This window comes from Bradyrhizobium manausense, assembly GCF_018129685.1.
GTDB classification, from domain to species: domain Bacteria; phylum Pseudomonadota; class Alphaproteobacteria; order Rhizobiales; family Xanthobacteraceae; genus Bradyrhizobium; species Bradyrhizobium manausense_D.
In genome coordinates this window covers 20,866-37,403 of sequence record NZ_JAFCLG010000027.1, presented here as the reverse complement: position 1 = coordinate 37,403, position 16,538 = coordinate 20,866, and the positions used below count along the sequence as shown (strand labels likewise).

Annotated in this window: 16 protein-coding genes; 4 read left to right on the top strand and 12 right to left on the bottom strand. The window is 65.0% G+C overall.

The genetic code is table 11. The features are described 5' to 3' along the window. Positions 1-119: 119 nt before the first annotated feature. A complete protein-coding gene (locus JQ621_RS32405; RefSeq protein WP_212241038.1) occupies positions 120-599 on the top strand; it encodes a hypothetical protein in 480 nt (159 codons plus the stop codon). Positions 600-853: 254 nt separating this feature from the next. Beyond that, positions 854-1,027: a hypothetical protein gene (locus JQ621_RS32400; RefSeq protein ID WP_212241037.1), complete on the top strand. Its 174-nt coding sequence runs from the start codon at positions 854-856 to the stop codon at positions 1,025-1,027. Positions 1,028-1,081: 54 nt separating this feature from the next. Here JQ621_RS32400 and JQ621_RS32395 read toward each other — a convergent pair whose 3' ends face one another. The 10 genes from JQ621_RS32395 to flgB all read right to left on the bottom strand — a co-directional run bounded on the left by JQ621_RS32395 (position 1,082) and on the right by flgB (position 10,125). Continuing rightward, positions 1,082-1,789 (bottom strand): glutathione S-transferase, encoded by a 708-nt coding sequence (locus JQ621_RS32395; protein WP_212241036.1) that lies wholly within the window; start codon positions 1,787-1,789, stop codon positions 1,082-1,084. Between the two features lie 135 nt (positions 1,790-1,924). Beyond that, the gene (locus JQ621_RS32390; protein ID WP_212241034.1) at positions 1,925-2,602 is read right to left on the bottom strand and encodes a lectin; all 678 of its coding nucleotides are present in this window, start codon (positions 2,600-2,602) and stop codon (positions 1,925-1,927) included. Positions 2,603-2,751: 149 nt separating this feature from the next. Further along, entirely contained in the window at positions 2,752-3,756 is a 1,005-nt protein-coding gene (locus JQ621_RS32385; RefSeq protein WP_212241032.1) for a Tim44 domain-containing protein, read from the bottom strand. A gap of 204 nt (positions 3,757-3,960) precedes the next feature. Next, a complete protein-coding gene (cckA, locus tag JQ621_RS32380; RefSeq protein ID WP_212241030.1) occupies positions 3,961-6,546 on the bottom strand; it encodes a cell cycle histidine kinase CckA in 2,586 nt (861 codons plus the stop codon). 153 nt (positions 6,547-6,699) lie between these two features. Continuing rightward, the gene (gene flhB / locus JQ621_RS32375; RefSeq protein WP_212241028.1) at positions 6,700-7,779 is read right to left on the bottom strand and encodes a flagellar biosynthesis protein FlhB; all 1,080 of its coding nucleotides are present in this window, start codon (positions 7,777-7,779) and stop codon (positions 6,700-6,702) included. A gap of 9 nt (positions 7,780-7,788) precedes the next feature. Next, on the bottom strand, positions 7,789-8,559 hold the full coding sequence (fliR, locus tag JQ621_RS32370; protein ID WP_212241026.1) for a flagellar biosynthetic protein FliR: 771 nt from the start codon (positions 8,557-8,559) through the stop codon (positions 7,789-7,791). A 17-nt stretch (positions 8,560-8,576) separates the two neighbouring features. Continuing rightward, entirely contained in the window at positions 8,577-8,840 is a 264-nt protein-coding gene (gene fliQ, locus JQ621_RS32365) for a flagellar biosynthesis protein FliQ (RefSeq protein ID WP_212241024.1), read from the bottom strand. A 110-nt stretch (positions 8,841-8,950) separates the two neighbouring features. Beyond that, positions 8,951-9,259 carry a flagellar hook-basal body complex protein FliE gene (gene fliE / locus JQ621_RS32360; RefSeq protein ID WP_212241023.1) on the bottom strand — a complete coding sequence of 103 codons (309 nt, stop codon included), beginning with the start codon at positions 9,257-9,259 and terminating at the stop codon, positions 8,951-8,953. 17 nt (positions 9,260-9,276) lie between these two features. Beyond that, complete coding sequence (gene flgC, locus JQ621_RS32355; protein WP_212241022.1) at positions 9,277-9,702, bottom strand: flagellar basal body rod protein FlgC; 426 nt, start codon at positions 9,700-9,702, stop codon at positions 9,277-9,279. An 18-nt stretch (positions 9,703-9,720) separates the two neighbouring features. Further along, positions 9,721-10,125 (bottom strand): flagellar basal body rod protein FlgB, encoded by a 405-nt coding sequence (gene flgB, locus JQ621_RS32350; RefSeq protein ID WP_212241021.1) that lies wholly within the window; start codon positions 10,123-10,125, stop codon positions 9,721-9,723. 360 nt (positions 10,126-10,485) lie between these two features. Here flgB and JQ621_RS32345 point away from each other — a divergent pair, with 360 nt between their 5' ends. Then, complete coding sequence (locus JQ621_RS32345) at positions 10,486-11,430, top strand: flagellar biosynthetic protein FliO (RefSeq protein WP_212241020.1); 945 nt, start codon at positions 10,486-10,488, stop codon at positions 11,428-11,430. Next, on the top strand, positions 11,427-12,212 hold the full coding sequence (gene fliP / locus JQ621_RS32340; protein ID WP_212241019.1) for a flagellar type III secretion system pore protein FliP: 786 nt from the start codon (positions 11,427-11,429) through the stop codon (positions 12,210-12,212). Before JQ621_RS32345 ends, fliP begins: the two co-directional genes overlap by 4 nt. A gap of 189 nt (positions 12,213-12,401) precedes the next feature. Here fliP and JQ621_RS32335 read toward each other — a convergent pair whose 3' ends face one another. After that, on the bottom strand, positions 12,402-12,638 hold the full coding sequence (locus JQ621_RS32335) for a hypothetical protein (RefSeq protein ID WP_212241017.1): 237 nt from the start codon (positions 12,636-12,638) through the stop codon (positions 12,402-12,404). 79 nt (positions 12,639-12,717) lie between these two features. After that, positions 12,718-16,476: a tetratricopeptide repeat protein gene (locus JQ621_RS32330; RefSeq protein ID WP_212241089.1), complete on the bottom strand. Its 3,759-nt coding sequence runs from the start codon at positions 16,474-16,476 to the stop codon at positions 12,718-12,720. Between the last annotated feature and the right edge of the window lie 62 nt (positions 16,477-16,538).

Below are 16,538 nucleotides of genomic sequence, written 5' to 3'. Positions count from 1 at the left end.
TTTGCCGTCCCCTCCTTCGATCAGCCGGTGGTCGCGGCCGTACCCAATGAAGCAGGGTTGCACCCCTTGCGCTTCGCGCGCGGCAACGGTTGAATGCACGCCATCAGGGGCTATTCATCATGATTTTCAAAGTACACTTCCGCGGCGCGATTGCTGTCGCCGCCGCAATCGTCGGCCTTGTGACCCTCGCCGCGCCTGTCCGCGCGGATCAGTGCGACGATATCGCCAAGCAGCTCGCAGGCGGCATCGACGGGCTGAAGGTCAACTTCAAGGCCGCCAACATCATCTACCTCACCCATCCGGCGGCGAAGGAGCTGTCGCTCGGCTGCAGCGCGCAGGGACTGGCCTATTCCAACGAGCTCTATGCCAAGGGCGACCGCAAGCCGACGCCGAAGTTTTTTGATCTGGTCGCGTCGGCCTCGGCCATCACCTTTACGCTGCCGAAGGACGACACCACCACCGGCGCGACGCGTTGCCTGAAGCGGATGGGCCTGCTCCGCGGCGACAAGATCACGATGCGCTACAAGCGCCTCAACATGGAATGCACGCGGACAAAGACGGAAGCCGCGATCACGATCACGCGGCCGAAGGACGAGTAGGCCGGGCCGCCCGCCACACATTCCGTCATTGCGAGCGCAGCGAAGCAATCCAGGGTCTTTCCGAGGAGGGATTCTGGATTGCTTCGCTGCGCTCGCAATGACGGGGAGAGAGATCTCCTTTCTCGATCGCATCTGTATATCGAAAAAAATGTCCTCCACTGCCACCAGATCCCTTGCATTTTAACAATTGGCTTGACGGACCTTTCGTCCGCTCCGGGGCAAGGTCAATTGTTTCAATCTGTGAGGATATGTGAATGAGCGTTTCAAGTGTTGCGCCGCCGCCTGTGACGGTCGTGGTCCCGAGCTACGAAGCGACCAAGCAGCCGGAAGACCAGACCAAGACCAAGGACACCGACCCGACCTATCAGCCGACGCCGCCCGCGCCGCTGCCGCCTGGCCAAGGCACGCGGATCGATCAGCTCGCCTGATCCGCCCTGCACCGCGAGGATCGTCCTGTCGGGTTGATCGGGCCTCGTGGTGTTTCACGCGTCCAGTTCGCGATAGCGCCGAAAAATGCCCTGCTCGTTGAACGGAATGCGGCGTTCGCTTGCAAGATAGGCCTTGATGTTCGGCCGTGCGGCGACGCGGTCATACAGGCCGACGAGACCTGGGACATTTGTCTCGAACGCCTTCATCCGCTTGGGGAAGGCGTAGCGCAGCCCGTCGACGATCTGGAACAGGGAGAGGTCGACGTAAGTGAGACGACGACCGGTGACATAGACGCCACCATTGTCGTCGAGGAGCTGCTCGAAATAGCCGAGATATTTCGGCACGCGTTCGTCCCAGAACTCGGCCGTACGTTTCTTCGCCGCCGGTTTCTGGTCCTCATAATAGAGCGAGGGCCCGAGCGGATGATGGGTGTCGTGAATCTCCAGCACGAGATCGGTGATGGTGAGCTGGAGCTGGTGCACCCAGAGTTTGCCCGCTTCCGTCTTCGGCGCGAGGGCGTGTCGCGCGCCGAGATAGAGCAGGATGTTGGCGGTCTGGCCGATCACAAGCTTGCCCGCTTTCAAAAACGGCGGCGCGAAAGGCGGCGTGCCCATATGCGCCTCCATCATCTTCATCATCGCAGCCGAGCCACGCGGTCCGCGCGCGACGTCGTCGTAACTCGCCGCCGCCTCCTCCAACGCCAGCCGCACATATTCGCCGCGGCCCTGGATCTCGGGCCAGTAATAGAGCTCGTATTTCATGGGAGCGGTCCGTGAGCGTGGGAACGACGGACCCAATCTAGCATGCGGTCGAAGGTTCCGACAGGATGAGACGGAGCCGGCGACCTGGACACTCCGTCGTTGCGCGCGCAACGACGGAGGAGAGAGCTCAGCGCCTCAATTCACCGCAAAACAATACAGCAGCCCGTCGCCGCCGGTGCTCTTCAGATCGGCCTGCGAACAGCCGCCATCCGGGCCGCGCGAGGGATGCGCGGCGTTCCATGACTTCGCCGTCGGGTTGCTCGCCGGGCCGTTGAGGTCGGAATGGCCGAGCATCGCCGCGCCTTGCGTGCTCGACGTCCAGTTCTTGCAGGTGCGGTCATCGGCACCTGCGAACGCCGTGCCGTCAGGCTGCGATCCCGTGAGGATGTCGTGACGGTTGGGCTGGTCGCCATAGCCGTTCACCACCTCGCCCTTCTCGGTCAGCGAATTATCCTTGTTGATCTTGTTGGCGCTGTGCAGTTCAGCGACGTCCTTGGCGATCACGACGCCCTTTGCATTTTGCCACGGACCTCTGCCGATGCGGTCGCGCGCGTTGACCGCCGGCTTACCGTCGGCGGCCTGCGTGGATAGATAGGCATGCCAGGTCTTGGTTCCGGCGCCCGCAGCCTGTGCCAGCTTCTGGCAGTGCGCATCGGCTCCACTGAGACCACCGAGATCGGCGCCCTTGCCCGGGCCGCTGGAGGTCACGAAGAACGTCATGTCGGGTGACTGCGCAAGTGCCGACGGCGCTGCAAAAAAGGCCATCGCGAGCGCGAGGCCTGACATCGTCACGGATATCTCGATGCGGGTCATCCTGTCCTCCCAGTTGTGTTTCTCATTAGCCGCCTGATGTGAACCCGAGGCGGGCCTGCTTATTCCAATGTCGTGACGCGAGAGGCTCAAAAGAAAAAAAGGGCGCCGTGCCGAAGCACGGCGCCCTCGTTTTTCGCCATGACGGGCGATCAGTTGGTCTGCTGGATCGCCGACAATTCCCAGGGGCTGCCCGGGCGGCGCGCGAAGGTCCAGACTTCGGTGACCTCGCTCGGCTGCTCACTGCCGGCGATGATCGCACCGGTGGTGCGATCGACCGTCTTGTCGGTGAGAGCGAAGCGCATCGCCACCGTCGCGTAGTCGGTCGCGCCTTCGCGCCAGGCTTCGGCAAGGTCGCCCTGCAACAGCTTGACGTTGGTCACCTTGTTGACCGCATTGCGCGCGCGGTTCTCGGCGAGATCCTTCTCGAAATAGGAGACCATCTCCGGCGTCGCGAGCGTGTGCAGCTTGGCAACGTCCTCGTTCGACCAAGCATTCTGGATGTCGCCGAGCAGACGCTCGAACGCCTCGTAGTCGTCAGGCTTGATCTCGAGCGGCGCACTATTGGCGCCGAAGCCGAAGCCGCCGCCCAGACCAGAACCAAGACCGCCACCAAGGCCGCTGCGATAGCTCGTCTGCGGCCCTGAACCTGCGTCAGCGCCGGCATAAGCGGCCCGCGGCGAATTCCGGCGCTGCCACCAGGACATCGCCAACCGCACCACGAACACGACGAGCACGATCTGGATGACCAGACCCAGGATCGACGACAGGCCGCCGAGGCCGCCGAACAGGCCACCGCCGAACAGCATGCCAAGAAGGCCCGCGCCAAGGAAGCCGGCAGCAAGACCGCCGAGGAAGCCACCACCGCGACCGAACAGACCGCCGCGCGAAGGCGCAGCCGTGTTCATGCCGGCGCCAGGCTGGGTGAACGTGCGGTTGAATTGCGAGGTCGAGCCCGGTGCGGTCGTGGTCGACGGTGGGGCCGTGAACGTCCGCGAACCGCGCGAACCCGACGAAAAGCCGCCGCCGACGCGGGCGTCAGCGGACGAGATGGCGAGCGCCGTCGGCAGCGCAAGCGCCAGAACCACGGCAATCGTCTTCACGAGACTGCGGGACCATTGCGAGATAGTCATGTTCGTTTCCCAAATCCCCGGCATGGGGACGTGCCAGTAAGATGGGCAGCCTTCTACAAAAAGGAAGCCGGTTTCGGAACCCCCGGCTGCGGCCCTCGGTCGCGGGGATGTGGCAAAAGCCCATATTTATCGGGGGTTAGCCGGGGATGCGGGGAACTGTGGTCGCCAGTTACCGGCGATTTGGCGGGAGGCACCGTCCCCGTACAAGGCGCCTCCGTCCTTTGTGCCTCACCCCGGCTTCGCCATCGTCTCCTTGACCGCCGCGACGAGCTGGGTGAGCGTGAACGGCTTTGGCAGGAAGTCGAACTGCTGGCCCTCGGGCAGGCTCTTCTCGAAGGCGTCTTCGGCATAGCCCGAGACGAAGATGAAGCGGATGTCCGGGTTCTTCTCCCGCATCGCCTTGAGCAGCGTCGGCCCGTCCATCTCCGGCATCACGACGTCGGACACGACGAGATCGATCGCGCCGCCCTGCTCTTCCAGCATTTCCATCGCCTCGACGCCGTTTTCGGCCTCGACGACAGTGTAGCCGCGCGAGCGCAGGCCGCGGGCGTTGAGCGCACGCAGGCCCTCTTCGTCCTCGACCAGCAGGATGGTGCCCTGCCCCGTGAGATCGGTGCGCGGCTTTGCCTCCGCCGCGGCTGGCGCGGCGTCCTTCGCGGTGCCGTTCGTCGCGGCGGCCGCAGCCGCAGGCTGCTCGACCTGCACGTCCGTCTCAGCCTGATGGCGCGGCAGGAAGATGTGGAAGGACGTGCCCTGCCCCGGTTCGGAATCGACGTAGATGAAGCCGCCGGTCTGCTTGACGATGCCGTAGACGGTCGAGAGACCAAGGCCGGTGCCCTTGCCGACCTCCTTGGTCGAGAAGAACGGCTCGAAAATCTTGTCCCTGATATCAGCGGGAATGCCGGTGCCGGTATCGGCGATCTCGATCCGCACATAGTCCGCCGCCGGCATGCCCTTGTAAGCGAGCTTGCCTGCCTCCTCGGTCGCGACATTGGCAGTGCGGATGATCAGCTTGCCGCCATCGGGCATCGCGTCGCGCGCATTCACCGCAAGATTGACGATGACCTGCTCGAACTGGGAGACGTCGACCTTGACCGGCCAGAGGTCACGGCCATGGATCAGATCGAGCTTGACCTTCTCGCCGATCAGCCGGCGCAGCAGCATGGTGAGATCGGAGAGCGCATCCCCGAGATCGAGCACCTGCGGCCGCAGCGTCTGCCGCCGCGAGAACGCGAGCAATTGCCGCACCAGGGTCGCAGCACGTGTCGCGTTCTGCTTGATCTGCATGATGTCCTGGAACGACGGATCGGTCGGCTTGTGCGCGTTCAGCAGGAAGTCGTTCGCCATCATGATGGCGGAGAGCACGTTGTTGAAGTCGTGTGCGATGCCGCCGGCGAGCTGGCCGACCGTCTCCATCTTCTGCGACTGGTTGATCTGGTTCTCCAGCGCGCGCCGCTCGGTGGTCTCGAGCATGTGCACAATCGCAGCTTCCGCGTCATTCTCGGCCGCATCGACAGGCGTGACGAAGAACTGACCCCAGCGCTCCTTGCTGCCTTCCAGCGCGACCTCGACCGGCGCGATGTCGGCCTGGCCTTCGGCGGCCTGATTGATCGCCGCAATCACCAGATGGCGGTCGCGTGCATTGATGGCGCGAAAGATCGACTTGGAGGCGCTGTCCAGCCCGAGGCCCTGCGCGAGCTTGGCGTAGCGCGCATTCGCCCGCACGACGTTGCCGCCGCGATCGACGGTGGCGATCGCCATCGGCGTGTGGTCGAAGAAGCGCATGAAGCGCACTTCGGCGGCGCGATCGGGATCGCTGCGCTCGTCGCGGGCCCGGCTGATGACCAGCGTGCGCGAGGGCCCCGGCGCGCCGTCGGCGCCGAAGGCGAGCTTGTGATAGAGCCGGACCGGCATGGTCTTGCCGGTGCGCATGCGCAGATCGATGTCGAAGACTTCCGTCTTCACCTCGCCCGGCACCGCCACGATCGAGCTCAGCAGCGAGGCGCCGTCGCCGGAAACGATGTCGGCAAGCTTCAGGCCGCCCGAGCCGATCTCGGCAAGGTCGTAGTCGAGCCAGTTCGCGAGCGTCGCGTTGACGTAAGCGAGCTCGCCGGCAGGATTGACCGAGAAGAAACCGCACGGCGCGTGATCAAGATATTCGATCGCGTGCTGAAGCTCCTGGAACACGTCCTCCTGGCGCTCGCGATCGCGGGTGATGTCGGCGATCGACCACACCGCGTATTTGGCCTCGCGCTTTCCGGTGCCGAGCGGGCGCACCCGCATGCGCAGCCAGCGGCCGTGGCTGCCCTCCTGGCCGGAAATGCGCACCTCTTCCTGCTGACGCTTGCCTTCGCGCGCAGCCTTGAGCAGGCGGAAAACCGCTTCGGAAACATCCGGGTTGCCGATGAAGACGCGCTCCACAGGGCGCACGTCCTGCGGGCCGGACGCGCCGGTCAGCGTCAGATAGGCCGCGTTGGAATAGACCACATGGCCGCGCGGATCGGTGACCGCCAGCCCGTCGAAGGCGTGATCGGCGATGCGTCCCATCACTGGATCGTCGAGATTGCGGTCGACGAAGCGGATGATGCCGGCCGCAAAGGCGAACAAATTGAACAGGCCGATCATCGCCAGCACGGCGAGGATGCCGAGGATATAGGGCTGCGCCTGCGCCCGCCCGAGCGTCATCAGACCGATGGCGACCGCGACGAGGCCGGTGGCCACCAGCAGCACCAGCGCAATGCTGCCCGAGCGCGGCGGCGGCTCATGCGCCGCAACGGGCTCGCGTGACAGGTCGTGGTCGGTTTCGGCGGTCATTTCACGCTAGGGCAGCCTGTCGGCAGGGAATCAACGCGCCACGGGGCACGTGGGGTCCTCCCTGCCTGAATCGGACCCGCAGACGCAAGGGCGGCAGGGGCGAAAGGTACGCTGATTCCCAGCTTACGGCCATTTCCGGTACTTTTCGGGGTTTTATTGCCGCGCGGCACTGAAACCGCGCTTCAGCCGGATGACGTAGCCGATGACTTCGGCGACCGCATGGTAGTGCTCGACCGGGATCTCCTTGTCGATGTCCGCGGTCGCATAGAGCGCGCGGGCCAGCGGCACGTTCTCGACGATCGGGATGTCGTGCTCGCGTGCAATCTCCCGGATCTTGAAAGCGAGGTTGTCGACGCCCTTGGCGACGCAGATCGGCGCCGACATGCCGCGCTCGTAGGACAGCGCGACCGAATAGTGGGTCGGGTTGGTGATGATCACCGAGGCCTTGGGAACCGCTGCCATCATGCGCTTCTTGGAGCGCTGTTGCCGCAATTGCCTCAGCTTGCCCTTGATGTGGGGGTCGCCTTCCGACTGCTTGAATTCTTCCTTGATCTCCTGGAGCGACATCTTCTGCCGCTGGAACCAGCTGCGATACTGGAAGAAATAGTCGCCGATGGCGATGATCGCCAGGGCCGCGACCACTGCGCCGAGCAGATGGACGGTCATGCCCGTGCTGGCGCCGAGCATGGCCATCGGATCGAGCCTGACCATCGCCTCCATGCGGTGCCGCTCCGGCCACAGGATCGTGGTCATGACCACGCCGAGCACGACGAGCTTGCCTATTCCCTTGAGAAAATTCGCGCCCGCCTGCTTGCCGAAGATGCGCTTGAAGCCGGCCGCCGGCGACAGCTTGCTGAATTTGGGCGTGAGGGATTCAGCCGACCACACCAGCCGGTGCTGGAGCACGTTGCCGGCGATCGCCGCGATCACCAGCATCAAGAGCGGCACACCGACCGCAGCCAGCACCGCGACTTCGATCTGCTGCATCAGCGCCAGCAAATTCCCGGGATCGGTTTTGATCATCCAGGAGTTGGCGAGCAGATTGCGCATCGGCGTCAGCAGCCCGCTGCCGACCGAACCGGAGAAGGTCGAAACCACGAGCGTGCCGCCCGCGATCATGAACCAGGTGTTGATCTCCTGGCTTTTGGCAACGTCGCCGCGTTCGAGCGCCTGTTCCAGACGCTTTTGTGTCGGGTCTTCTGTTTGACTTTCCGGATCGTTGTCTTCCGCCATTGATCGCTCTTATTTCAACGGAAGCATCTGGTGCATGACGCCGATGAAGTAGTCGAGATAGGTCCCCATCATCGCGGTCAGCACCACGGCGAGCACCATGAAGCCCGCGAAGATCGACAGCGGCACGCCGACGAAATAGACCTGCATCTGCGGCATCAGCCGCGCCAGCACGCCCAGTCCGATGTTGAAGACGAGGCCGAACACCAGGAACGGCCCGGACAGTTGCAGGCCGAGCAGGAATGCCGCTGAAAATGCACGCGTGGCCAGCGAGGCGACGTCGCCGCTGGAGACGGTCTCGCCCGGCGAAAAGATCGCGTAGCTGTCGTTCAGCGCCGCAATCACCAGATGGTGGCTGTCGGTGGCAAACAGCAACGTCACGCCCAGCATGGTCAGGAAGTTGCCGACCAGCACGCCCTGCTGCCCCTGTGTCGGATCGACCGAGGTGACGAATCCGAGCCCCATCTGCTGCGCGATGACGGCGCCTGCGACCTGCAGGGCCGCGAGCGTCACGCGCGCGGTGGCGCCAAGCACGATGCCGATCACGATCTCGTGCAGCATCAAGACCAGCATCGGCGCCAGCGAGCCCATGTCGACGTGATAGGCGCCCCGATGCAGCGGTAGGATGATCAAAGTGAGAAGCAGCGCGATCGACAGCTTCACCCGCGTCGGGATGTTGGTCTCGCCGAGCCCCGGCAGCAGCATCACCATCGCGCCGACCCGGGCGAAGGCGAGCATGAAGGCCGCCGCGAGCGCCGGCAGCAGCGAGACGTCGATGCGCATGGTGGGCGCATTGTGCCTCAGCCGCCGATGATTCGCGACGATATCCGCATCATGTGCGAGTGGAGCGCGTCCGCCATGAAGGGTAGCGCCAGCAGCATTGTGGCAAAGATGGCCAGAATCTTCGGCACATAGACCAGCGTCTGCTCCTGGATCTGCGTCAGCGCCTGGAACAGCGACACGATCACGCCGACCACGAGCCCGACCACCATCAGCGGCGAGGACACGATCACGATCGTCCAGATCGCATCGCGGGCGACGTCGAGGGTCTCGGGTCCGGTCATTGCTTGTTGCTCACTCTTGGTTGCTGACGCGTCAAGAAATGCGAATGGCGAGTAGCGAATGGCGAATTGAACACCCCCATTCGCCAATCGCTACTCGCTATCCGCCTCATTCAGATCGGCATCTTCATGATGTCTTCATACGCTGCGATCACGCGGTCGCGGACAGAGACCAGCGTGGACACCGCGACGTCGGTGTCGGCGACCGCCGTCACCACGTCCATCACGTTGGCCTTGCCGTTGGCCATCGCCACGGTCTGCGCATCCGATTTGCGGCCGGATTCCATGACGCTGCCGACAGCGTCTTTCAGCAGCGAAGCAAAGGACTGGCCGCTCGCTTCGCTGCCCTTGCCGGCGCCGCTGTTCTCCAGCACGCGGGCAAGGTTGGCGTAGGCATTGGCCGCGATTGTCGGTGTTGCCATGGCTTATGGGTTCCTGTTCAGGCCTTGAGGATGTCGAGCGTGCGCTGGATCATCCGGCGCGTTGCACTGATGATGTTGACATTGGCCTCGTAGGACCGCTGCGCATCGCGCATGTCGGTCATCTCGACCACCGAGTTGACGTTGGGATATTTGACGTTGCCGGAGGCATCCGCCGCCGGATTGCTCGGCTCGTATTTGACGCGAAAATTGGACTGGTCGGGCTTGATCCTGCCGAGCGTGACGACCTGCGCGTCGAGAGTCCGGTCGAGTGCCGAAGAGAACGTCGGCACCTTGCGGCGGTAGGGATCGCCGCCAGCGCTCGCCGAGGTCGAGTCCGCGTTCGCGATGTTTTCGGAGATCACCCGCATGCGCCCGGCCTGCGCCCGCAACCCCGAGGTCGCGATCGCCATCGAGCGGGCAAAGTCACTGCTGTCATTCGCCATGGTCTGCGTCCTTTAGCTCTAGCCCTTGCCGATCGCGGTCTTGAGAAGGTGCAGGCTCTTCGAATAGAGCGAGGTCACCGCCGCGTAGTCCATCTGGTTGTTGGCGGACTTCATCATCTCTTCTTCGAGATTGACGGCGTTGCCTGCAGGACGGGTCTCGAAACCCGCGTTCCTGTTCTGGTCGAAGCTCGAGGCCGCCCCCGGGGGCGTCATGTGCGAGGCGCTGGTGACAGCCATGGCCAGGGTCCCCATCGCGCCGGTGGTCGCTCCGGTCTTGTCGAACTTCGGCTCGACCAGCTCGCGCGGACGAAAATTGGGGGTGTCGGAATTGGAGACGTTCTCGGACAGGACGCGCTGGCGTTCCTGGTGCCACTGCATCTTGGTGCGAAGCGCCGACAGCACCGGAAGATCGTTGATGGACATCGTTGCGGCTCCTTCCGCCTCTTGCGGACCCTTGTGCGAGGCTTGGGGCCCGAAGCTAGGCAGAATTTGCCGCGTGTATGGTTAACAGGTGGTTAAGGCGGGGCGAATGCATGTTTCCGATTGAGACATCCAATGCCCCCCCGTGATTCTACGCACCCCAAAAACCGCATTAACCCAACCGCTTGGCGGCGCGTGCACAGGCCAAGAAGTCGTTTTGGATCGGGCGATTCATAGGTTATTAAGAGTTGGGGACGGCAAAACTTGCCGCGGGACGTTAAGAAATCGCAGTTTGGGGCATCGCAAGCCGGTGGTCGGCGTCGACCATAGGCACGGAAGAAGCGCCATTTACCGGGGACAGGTATGAACGGTAGCCCTATCACCTTCATCGTCGCGTTCATCGTCGTTCTGGCGTTGATCGGCGCCGTATTTTGGCTGCTCCGCCGATTCGCCAACACCCGGCTCGGCGCCAACACCCAGCGCGGCAGGATGCCCAGGCTCGCGGTGATTGACGCGGCTGCGGTCGATGGCCGCCGGCGCCTGGTGCTGGTCCGCCGCGACAATGTCGAACATCTCCTGATGATCGGTGGCCCGACTGACATCGTCGTTGAACCGAACATCGTCCGCGCCGGCGCAGGCCGTGACCAGATTCCGCCACGTTCCAGCGCCGCCGAGCCGCCGCGCCTCGCCCCGATGCCTGATGCCGGCAGCTGGGCCGACGAAACCCCTCGTCCCGAAGTGCTGGACCATCCGGAGCCGCAGATGCCCGAGCCGCCGCCGCGGCCCGCGCGTCCCTCTTTCGCCGACGAAGTCCGCAGGCCGGCACCCGCTCTCCCCGAGCGTCGCAGCGAACCGCAACTCGGCGGCTTCTCGCCTGAACCGATGCCGCCGCGTCCCGAGCGCGAGCCTCGTCCGGAGCCGATGCCGCCGCGTGTTGCGCGCAACGAACCGCCGCTGATGCCGCGGCCGCCGCGCCAGAGCGAGCCGGCGAAGGTGCCGCCGGTGCGTGCCGAGCGCGCGCCCACGCCGCCGCCCGCACCACAGGCTCCGCCCGTTCCGCCGCCCGCCGCCGCGCCGTCGAGCGCCGAACAGAACCTTGCCGAAATGGCCCAACGCCTCGAAGCGGCCCTGCGCCGTCCCGCCGGCGAGACCCTCGCGCCGCCGGTTGCGCCGGATCCGCCTGCGCAGCGCGCTGCGCGCGTCGAACCCCCGGCGCCGCCGGCCAGGCCGGCCGCGGAAAAGACCAGCTTTGAAAATCTCGAAGACGAGATGGCCTCACTGCTCGGCCGTCCGAAGCCGTCTTCGTGAGGCTGCCGTCCCTCCCGCGTAGAGTTCTTGTTCTTTCTGTTCTGACCACCGCGGCCTTGCTCGCCACAGCGTTGCTCGTCACGACTTTGCTTGTGACCCCCGCGCACGCGCAGGACATCAGCATCAATCTCGGCGGCCAGGGCGGCGGCGGCGTCACCGAGCGCGCGATCCAGCTGATCGCACTGCTCACGGTGCTGTCGATTGCGCCGTCGATCCTGATCATGATGACGTCGTTCACGCGCATCGTGGTCGTGCTGTCGCTGCTGCGTACCGCGATGGGCACGGCGACCGCGCCGCCCAACTCGGTGATCCTGGCGCTGGCGATGTTCCTCACCTTCTTCGTGATGGGACCGGTGCTGCAAAAATCCTACGACGACGGCATCCGCCCGCTGGTCGCCAACCAGATCGGCGTCGAGGACGCGCTCCAGCGCGCTTCCGTCCCCTTGCGCGGCTTCATGCAGAAGAACGTGCGCGAGAAGGATCTGAAGCTGTTTCTCGATCTCTCCGGCGAACCGCCGCCGGCGACGCCCGACGATCTCGCGCTGCGCATTCTCGTCCCTGCCTTCATGATCTCCGAGCTGAAGCGCGCCTTCGAGATCGGCTTCCTGCTGTTCCTGCCGTTCCTGATCATAGACCTCGTCGTCGCCTCGGTGCTGATGTCGATGGGCATGATGATGCTGCCGCCCGCGACGATCTCGCTGCCGTTCAAGCTGATCTTCTTCGTGCTGGTCGACGGCTGGTCGCTGGTGGCGGGGAGTCTGGTGCAGAGTTACGGGGGGTAAGCGGGCCTGGCGCATCCTCCCCATGCCCGCGGTAGCCCCCGCCCTCTCCCCGTCATTGCGAGCGCGACGAAGCAATCCAGACCGCCTCCGCGGAGAGATTCTGGATTGCTTCGTCGCGCTCGCAATGACGGAGAATGGGACGAAGTCTCGGGCCGCGCTTCGCGCGGTTCGCGAGTACGGGGTGCGCCCCTACCCCTTCACATCATACTGCTTGCTGAGGTGATCGCCGATCTGCACCAGCATGGCGACGCGTTCGGGGAAACCGGGCTTGTCCCGCGTCGCCTGGTCGGCGTCGGCGCGGAACTCCCAGCTGTCGCCGTCGCGAACAATCGAGATGACGAGGCTGTCAGGCCCATCGGTATGGACCTTCAACTCGGCCCGCGCCATGGCGATGAGTTCGGCTTCGGTCTTGGCAGGCTTGCTCATATCAACGCTCTCCCGGCATGAGGGGCACAGGTTGCCGCCTCGGCGGCCGCCTGTCGAGAGGCCAGAGCTAGCAGGGTTGCTACCGCGTCATCTTGATCTGCCGCACGACCGGGATCGACGGCAGCGAGCCGGTGTGCTCGGTCTCGTCCTTGGCCTGCGGCGAGGTGGGGGCGCGTGCGGTGGCGTCGGGAAAGCGCTGCTTCATCTCGCGAAGGAAGCCGTCGAGCGTGTCGACGCTGGCAGCGAGCTTGGCGATCTCGGCAAACTCGGCGCTTGATGCCGCTGCCGGCTTGCTGGCGATGTCGAAGGCGAGCCTGTCGGCGCTTTCGCTCATCAGCGGGGCGTACTTCTCGCGGAAGCGAGACAGGCCGATTGAATCATCGGCGAGCGCGTAACCCACTGCGGCGCGAATGATGTCGCTCTTCTCAACCGTATTGAGCGGCTTGAAGTCGCGGAAGCGCTCGCCGTAGTACAGCTCGACCTGCTCGGCGGACTCGCGCCAGCGCCGCGCCGCCCAGAAGATGTCGGACCGCAGCCGCAGCACCTCCCGTCCCGAGACATTGGAAACGATATCGAGCGCGAGATCATGACGGCCGACATCGCTCTGCGCGCGCGCTTCCAGCAGCAGGCGCTGCTGGCGCAACTCGCCCGAGAGGTCGCTGATGCGGCTCGCACGCAGCGCCGTGATCGCCATGTCAGGCTTGCGATTGGCGAGATAGATCATGGCAAGGCGCGCGGCGACCTGCGCACGCGCCGCGCCTTCGAGGCGGTGATCGACCTGGTATTGCAGCAGCTCGGCGGCCTGGTCGAGCAGATCGATCGAGGCGAGACGATCGGCCAGGCGGCGGATCAGCTCGTCGCCGCGGCGACCGATCGGCGTCAGCTCGCGGAACTCGTAGAACATCCCGAGCGCCTCGACCGGCGGCAGCTCGTCGCCCTTGGGGCCCAGGAAGATCTGCGTGAAGAGATCGGACGCCAGATCCTGCGCCTGGCGCGAGGCTTCCGCGTTCGGCTGCAGCCTGGTCGCGGTACGCGCGGCGGTGAGCGCGTCGCGATAGCGGCCGGCCTCGGCATACATCTGCGACAGCATCTGCAGCGTCTTGACCTCAATGGAATCGCCGCGCCAGGTCATCGACAGCGTCTCGAGCTCGCGCAGGGCTTCTTCCTTGCTGATCTCGTCGCGCTTCTGCCGCAGCGCGACCTCGAGCTGCTTGGCTTCGGCGGCGGCCTGCCGGTCGTTCGAGGCGACCGCCAATTTGTAATCGTCGAGCGCGTCCTTGTCGTGGCCGAGCGCTTCGGCGAGCCGGCCGCGCAGCACCGCAAAGCCCGGCGCCGCCTCCGGCGACACGCCGACCACCTCGATCTCGCCGCGGCGCTTGGAGGCGCCGGCATAGTCTTTCACCTCGAGCGAGGCCCGCATCGCGTCCATCGTCACGATGCGCTGGATGTCCAGCGGCAGCGAGGCGATGGCGAATTCGACATTCTTGAATTTTTCGCGGGCGTCCGCCCATTTGCCCTGGCGCGCATAGGCAAGCGCCTTCCAGAGCTGGGAATCGTGGCTGTTGCCGATCACGGGATTGGCGAGATCCTTCAGGCCCTGGGCCGGTCGGCCGATCAGGATGCTCGCGATCGCATGAATGATCAGCGCATTGCTCTCCTCCTTGTTGAGGGGATCGGACAGCATCACGTCGGTCACGGATTTGGCCTCGTGATACATCGCGCGCGACATGTAGAACTGGGCGAGATCGAGCCGCGGCAGCGAACGCTGCGCCGGCTCGACGGCCGAGATTGCCGTGATCAGATCGCTCTGACGCGACCAGAAATCTTCCGACTGGCCCTTGCGCCAGTTCTCGGGGCTGAAGATCGGCCGCACCGCAGTCGGCGCCCGCTCGGCCGAGACGTCGACCGGCGACAACGTCAGGCCGCCCTTCTTGCCGAGAATGACCTTGTCCGCCCCGACCTCGACGCCGACCTCGTCGGAGTTCGGCCGGATCGCGATGCCGTGCGCGGATTCCAGCAGCGAGAGATCGACGAGATCCTGCCGCTTGATGAAGCCGCGGACCGGCCGCTGCGCGGTGACGACGTAGAGCATGTCGCCGGCATCGGGATCGGTGAGCTTGTGCAGCTGGCCAGGATTGGCAAAAGGAATGGCGATGTTGGCGAGCGCGGGATCGGTAATGTTGCGCGACATCGTCAGCGGCAACGGCGTCGCCTGGATCTTGTCGGCAAGCGTGAGCAGCCAATTGGTCTCCTTGCCGACCTCCTCGCTGGTCAGCGAATAGACCAGCGGACGGGTGAGACGGATGCGCACCGCCTGCCCCTGGTCGAGTGGCATGCGGCCGACATCGCCGATCATCGCGCCGCCCTTGGTGCGGATCGCCTCGATATCGATCGGCTTCCGCGAGTCGAACACCAGCCACACCGTGTCGCCGCGGCGGAACGCAGCGGCCGGCGATGTGACGGCAACCGGGAACGTCACGCGCAGGCCGTCGCTGTCGCGGCGTGCATCGACGCTGGCGACAGGGGGCGGCGTTGCTGCCTGCGCTTCGACCGGCGCCGGCTTCGGCGCTTCCGAAGGAGCTTCCTTCGCAGCCTCTTTCGATGGCTCCCTGGCTGCCTCCTTGATCGCTTCTTTGGGCGCTTCCTTGACAGGCTCCTTCGCGGCTTCCTTCGCGACCTCTTTGGACGCTTCCGTGACATGCGGAGCTTCGGTTGAGTGCGCGGCAGGAGCCGAATTCGGCGCTTCGACTGCGGGCATTGCCGCGGGCGCTTCCGGCTTTGCTTCCGACTTTGCTTCCGACTTTGCTTCCGACTTGGCCTCTGGCCTCACCTCGATCTTGGCTTCGCGCGCGATCGTCTCCGAGGTCGGCGGCGTGATCTCGCGATGGGCGTCCTTCGGCTTGGCTGCCGGCTTTTCCAGAGGCGCTCCCTGACCACCGGCTTCAGCCTTCGCGATCGCGGCCTCCGGCGTCGCAGCCGTCTTGCCCCTGTCGGGCTGGAAAGCAATGTCGACGACGTAATTCTTGTCGTCGCGGAACGAGTGCACGTCGGAATCGCCGATCAGCGCGATATCGACGCTGGTCGTGTCGATATCGGCCTTCTGCTTGATCGACGCGACGTTCGGCGGCGCGGCAACGACGGCGTCCGCAAGGTCGAAGCTGAGATTGGCGTTGAAGGCAAGCGTCAGCTTCTGCTCGTTGAGCACGGAGGAGACGCCGACGCCGTCAGGCATCTCGAACACGAAGCGCACGAAGGTCGGCTGCACCGAGGCCCGCACACGGATCGGCGGACGCTTCTTGCTCTCGGCCGCGGCACGCTGGGCGCGCAGCGCACGCTCGGCGGCACGCGCACGCTCGGCGAGTTCCTTCACCACGTCCATCGGCAGGCTCGGCGGCGGGCCCTTCCAGCCTTCCGGCAGCAGGTCGATGAAGGTACGCTCGCCGGCATTCATGGTGTTGACCGTGACGCGCCGCGCCAGGGACAGCCTGATCGCGCCGCCGTCGGGGTCGCGACGCGCGGAGTTGACGTAGTCGGGTGCTCCCTCCGGCACGCGATCGACGGGAACGTCGACGGGGCGATCGAACCTTATGATGAGAATGGAGCCGGCAGTCGTCACCTCGGAGGGAATGTCCTCGCCGAGCTTGATCACGAGACGGGCAAAGCCGCCCGCGGCCGAAAAACTCGCCTCTCCCCGGATCGGATCAGCCGCGTGAGCAACAGCGTTGAGGCCGATCAGCGCGCAGGCGGCCAGCAAGACGGCCTTGCGGACATGACGCGGCAGCCCCAGCGCCAGGGCGCGGGCTCGCGACACAAATCCAGCGGCAGCCTCCTGCGCCATTGGCGGCATTTCTTCCGGCTCGACGGGTCCACGCCGGCACTGGTGCCGGCCCATGCCCTCGA